Annotated in this window: 2 protein-coding genes; both read right to left on the bottom strand. The window is 71.7% G+C overall.

Features of this window, described 5'->3' with window-relative positions:
- Positions 1 to 1,347, bottom strand: a 1,347-nt coding sequence (locus tag ACZ4WV_RS35275; protein WP_465753174.1) for a condensation domain-containing protein, incomplete at its 3' end; no start/stop codon positions are given.
- A partial coding sequence (locus ACZ4WV_RS35270; protein ID WP_465753172.1) for a non-ribosomal peptide synthetase occupies positions 1,344 to 5,726 on the bottom strand: 4,383 nt, incomplete at its 5' end. The genes ACZ4WV_RS35275 and ACZ4WV_RS35270, both read right to left, overlap by 4 nt.

Here is a 5,726-nt window from a genome sequence, read left to right as displayed (position 1 = left end):
CGACCACTCCCCCAACAACCGCCCACGCTCCGACGGCAACACCACACCAACCCGCCCCACCAAAACCCCAGGCCCCTCCACCAAAACCTCGAGGATGCGGACCAGACGCTGGAGCATCCCGTCGACGGCGTCGTGGTCGAACAGGTCGGGACGGTAGGAGAGCCGCAGATGCAGTCGCTCGCCGGGGATGGCGAAGAAGGTCACCGGGTAGTGGCTGAAGTCCGTGCCGTCGTTCCCGACGACGCTCAGCCCGGTCCCGGGCAGCTTGGCGGCTTCGGAGTCGATCGGGTAGCTCTCGAAGACGGTCAGGGTGTCGAAGAGCTCGCCTTGCCCGACCAGGGCCTGGATCTCCGCCAGGCCGAGGTGCTGGTGGCGCAGCAGCCGGGCCTGTTCCTCCTGGATCCGGGTGGCGAGCCCGATCAGCGACTCGTCGGGCCGCATCCGGACGCACACCGGCAGCGTGTTGAGGAACAGGCCGATCATGTTCTCGATGCCGGGGATCTCCGGCGGACGGCCCGAGACCGTCGCACCGAAGACCACCTCGTCCTGACCGGTCAGCCCGCCGAGGAGGACCGCCCAGGCCGCCTGGACCAGGCTGTTGACGGTGATGCCGTTGCGCCGGGCCAGCCCGGTCAGGGCCGTCGTGAACTCGGGCGCGAGGTCGGTGAAGACGCGCTCGGGGGTGGTCGGCGCGGGCGCCGCGCCCGCCGGTCCGAGCAGGGTCGGTCCCTCCACGTCGCCCAGGGCCGTCCGCCACGCTTCCTTGGCGGCCTCGCGGTCCTGCTTGCCGAGCCAGGCCAGGTAGTCCCGGTACGGCGTCACCCGGGGCAGCGTGGTCGCGTCGCCACCGGCGGCATACAGGGTGAACAGTTCGCGCATGAGCAGGGGTACGGACCAGCCGTCGAGCAGGATGTGGTGGTTCGTCATGACGAACCGGTACAGCTCGGGAGCGAGCCTCAGCACCGAGAAGCGGACCAGCGGCGGGCGCGCCAGGTCGAAGCGGCGGCCGCGCTCCTCCTCGCACAGGCGCTTGGCTTCCGCATCCCGCTCGGTCTCGTCGAAGGAGGTGAGGTCGACGACCCGCCACGGCACGCGGACCTTGGCGGGGACGACCTGGACGGGGTTGACGAGCCGCTCGTGACGGAATCCCACCCGGAGGTTGGCGTGCCGGTGGATCACCGTGTCGGCCGCCTTCGCCAACTGCTCGGTGTCCAGCGGGCCGGCGAGGTCGATGCTGAACTGGGTGGCGTACAGGTCCGGACCCTGCTCGTCGTACAGGGCGTGGAAGAGCAGCCCCTCCTGCAGCGGTGTCAGCGGCAGCACGGCCTCGATCTTCGACTTGCTCATTCCGAGTCCCCCATGTCGTCGTTCAGGAAGTCCAGTTCGATGTCGCTCAGCCCGGCGAGGGCGAGGTCGACACCGTTCTCCGGATCGGCCCCGCCGTCCGGTTCCGTGGCCTCCGGCTCCTCCGGCTCGGTCGCGACGGCCGCCAGGCCCTCCACGGTCTTCGCCGTGAAGACGTCCTGCGGCGAGATCACGAGGCCGGCGTTCCGGGCCCGGCTGACCAGCTGGATGGAGATGATGCTGTCGCCGCCGAGTTCGAAGAAGTTGCCGTCCACGCCGACTTCCGCCAGGCCGAGCACCTCGCAGAAGATCGCGCAGAGCGCCTTCTCGCGGTCGGTGCGCGGAGGCCGGCCGGTGGCCACCGACCCGAAGTCCGGCGCGGGCAGGGCCTTCTGGTCGAGCTTGCCGTTCGGGGTGACCGGCAGGGTGTCCAGCGGCACGAAGGCCGTCGGCACCATGTACTCGGGCAGCCGCTCGGCCAGGAAGGACCGGAGGGACCGCACCAGTGCTCCGACGTCCCGGGAGGCCGCCGGGTCGTTGGTGTAGGCGGACAGGGGCGTCCCCAGGCTTCCGGCCGGATGTCCGGCCCGCCAGGCGCTCGGCTCGGCGTCGGGTGCGGTAGCCGGGTCGGTGAAGACCACGTCCATGAGCCCCACCGAGGTGCGCGACCAGGCGATGCTCACCCGGTAGCCCAGCCGGTCGCCGAGCGCGTACAGCTCCTCCGGGTCGACGCCGTCACGCAGGGCGTGGGCGGTCAGGACGTCCTCGCCGTCCCGACCGGAGTCCAGTGCCCGCAGCGCGGCGACCTCGCCGGCGAGTCGAAGATCCGGAACGTCCACCAGGCGCAGGCCGCCGGGCCCGGTGCTCTCCAGGTGGGCGACGACCTCGCTCGGCCGGGTCACATCGACGCCCCAGCGCCACGGCGACACCGGCTGCGGGGCCCGGTCCTGTTCGGCCGGCCCGGACCGCTTCTTCAGCAGCACGTCGTAGCGGTGGCGGCTCAGTTCATTGTGGTGGACACCGCGCTTGAGCTGGACGTCGACCGATTCCAGGCCGTCGACCAGGCTCTCGATCACGGCGAAGAGCTCCGGGTCGACGAGGAGTTCCTTCTCCATCACCATGCCCTGCTCGACACTGCGGCGGAGCGCTCCGGTCCCGTCCGAGGGCCGCCAGGTGTCGAGCTTGATGGCCGTCTGGAAGGCTCGCTGGGAGCGCAGGTTGCGCAGGTCGCCCAGGAAGACCGAACCTCCGGGCACGATTAGGTCCACGGCCTGCCGGATCACGTCGACCAGGTAGTCCGCGTTCGGGAAGTACTGGGCTACGGAGTTGACGACGACCAGGTCGAAGTACCCGGTGGGCAGTCCGTCCACGACATGGGCGGCCTGGGCCCGGAGCTCGACCCGGCCGGCCAGCTCCGGGCGGTCCTTCACCTGCTCCCGGAGCGCCTCGATCGCCTCGGCGGAGAAGTCGGTCCCCCAGTAGGCCTCGCAGTGCGGCGCGACCTTGGCCAGGATCAGCCCGCTGCCGACGCCGAGTTCGAGGACCCGCCGCGGGCGGGACGCCAGGATCCGGTCGACGGTGGCGGCACGCCACTCCCGCATCTCCTCCAGCGGGATCTCGGTGCCGTCGTAACTGCTGTTCCAGCCGGAGAAGTTCTCGCCCCACTCCGTCGCGCCGTCGTCGCCGTACTCGGCTTCGAAGATCGCCTGCCAGTCGTCGACCTGCTGCTCCTCGCGTGCCTGGTCGCGCTCCAGGGCGGCGGTCCCTTCCGGGACGACGTACCCGACCAGCTGCCGCTCCCCGGGGCGGTCCTCCCGGGCCACGACCGCTGCCCGCGCGACCTGCGGGTGCTGCAGCAGCACGGACTCGATCTCACCGCGCTCGATCCGGAAGCCGCGGATCTTGACCTGCTCGTCGGCACGGCCGACGAACTCCAGGTCGCCGTCGGCCCGCCAGCGCACCAGGTCGCCGGTGCGGTACATCCGCGTACCCGCCGGCCCGTACGGATCGGCGACGAAACGCTCCGCCGACAGAGCGGCGCGCCCGAGGTACCCGCGCGCCAACTGGATCCCCGAAACGTACAGTTCGCCGACGACGCCCGGCAGAACCGGGGTGAGGGCCGAGTCGAGCACGTACACCCGCATGTTCGGCAGCGGCCCACCGATCGGCGGGAGCTGTCCCGGCACGAGCGGGGAGCTCATCGTGGCGCACACGGTCGTCTCGGTGGGGCCGTAGGCGTTGATCATCCGGCGGTCGGCCGCCCACGCCGCGGTCAGCTCCGCCGAGGTGGCCTCACCGGCCACCACCAGGGTGCGCACCGACGGAAGACTGTCCGGCTCCGTCACGGCGAGTGCCACCGGGGGCAGCGTCGCGTGGGTGACGCCGTGCTCGGCCACGAGCACGGCCAGCGGCGCTCCGGGCCGCAGCCGCTCTGCGGGTGCCGTCACCAGGGTCGCGCCCGAGAGCAGGCCCATGCACAGCTCCCAGAAGGCCGCGTCGAAGCTGGGCGACGCGAACTGCAGGACCCGGCTCCGGCCGTCGACCTCGAACGCCTCGATCTGCGCCCGGGCCAGGTTGGCCACACCCGCGTGCGAGACGACCACGCCCTTCGGACGACCGGTCGAGCCCGACGTGTAGATGACGTACGCCGCGTTCGCGGGGGACGCCGCCGCCGGTCGGGTGCCCACGGCGTCGTCCGCCGGCGCACCGGCGACAAGGTGCAGCTCGCCTCCCGCTTCCAGGACGGCGACCCGCGCCGTCGCCGCGTTCAGCCGGCCCTCCGTCGACCCGTCGGTGATCAGCAGGGCCGGACGGGCGTCGTCGAGCATGTAGGCGATCCGCTCGGCCGGGTACGCCGGGTCGACCGGGAGGTAGGCCGCCCCCGTCTTCAGGACGGCGAGTACGGCGACCACGAGCTCCACCGACCGGGGCAGCGCCAGGGCGACGATGCGTTCGGGGGCGGCGCCGAGGGCGGCGAGCCGGTCGGCCAGCCGGGCCGCCCGCTCGTCGAGTTCGGCGTAGCTGACCTCGACGTCCTCGTACCGCAGGGCGACGCTCTGCGGGGCATCGGCGACCCGGGCGGCGAACAGTTCCGCGAACGTTGCCGGGGCCACGTCCCGCTCGGTGTGGTTCCACTCGACCAGGACGCGCCGGCGCTCGGCCGGTTCGAGCACGTCCAGACCGCCGAGCCGGCGGTCCGGGTCGGCCGCCACCGCGCGGAGCAGACGCCCGAGGCGTCGCGCCAGCGCGTCGATGGTCGGCTGGTCGAACAGGTCCGTGCTGAACTCGATGAAGCCGTCCAGACCGTCTGCGGACCCGTCCTCGGCGTGCCGCTCCCGGAAGCTGAACAGCAGGTCGAAGCGGGCCACCTTCATGCCGATCTGTTCCCGGACGGTGACCAGCCCGGGCAGATCCCAGCGCTCTTCGGCGACGTTCTCCAAGCCCAGCGCGACCTGGAAGAGCGGGTTCCGGGAGCTGGTCCGGTCGGGGTTCACGACCTCGACCAGGCGCTCGAACGGAAGGTCCTGACGCGCGTAGGCCGCCAGGTCGGTGCTCCGCACCCGGTCCAGCAGTTCGCGGAAGGTGGGGTTTCCGGACGTGTCGGTCCGCAGGACCAGGGTGTTGACGAAGAAGCCGACCAGGTCGTTCAGTGCCTCGTCGGTGCGCCCGGCGATCGCGGTCCCGATCGGGATGTCCGTGCTTCCCCCGAGGCGGCTGAGCAAGCCCGCCAGTGCGGCCTGGAGGACCATGAACAGGCTGGCACCGCTCTCCCGGGCCAGGGAGACCAGTCCGCGGTGCACGTCCTGGTCGATCCGGTGGAGGACCGCGCCGCCGCGGAAGCTCGACACGGCGGGGCGGGGACGGTCCGTCGGCAGCTCCAACTCTTCCGGGATCCCGGCGAGTTCCTGTGTCCAGTAGGCCAGCTGCGCGGCCAGCGGGCTGTCCGGGTCGTTCTCATCGCCGAGCGCCCGCTGCTGCCACAGTGTGTAGTCCACGTACTGCACCGGGAGCGGAGCCCAGGCCGGTGCCGTGCCCTCGACACGGGCGGCGTAGGCCGTCGTGAGGTCCTTCGCCAGCGGTGCCATCGACCAGCCGTCACCGGCGATGTGGTGCAGCACCAGCAGCAGCATGTGCTCCTGCTCGCCGAGGACGAAGAGGTGCGTCCGCAGCGGCGGGATCCGCTCCAGGTCGAAGCCCTGCGAGGCGGCCGCGGCGACCTGGGCGTCCAGGGTCTCGGCGGTGGCGTCCACCACCGACAGCTCGGGTCGGGCTTCGTCTAGGGTCAAGACCTGCTGGTACGGAACGCCGTCGATCTCGGGGAAGACCGTGCGCAGGCTCTCGTGCCGTTCCACCACGTCCGCCAGAGCCGCCTGCAGCGCGAC

This window comes from Kitasatospora sp. NPDC029312 (assembly GCF_055569215.1).
Note: the sequence above shows the minus strand (reverse complement) of the source record. Positions and strands in the feature narration are given on the sequence as shown.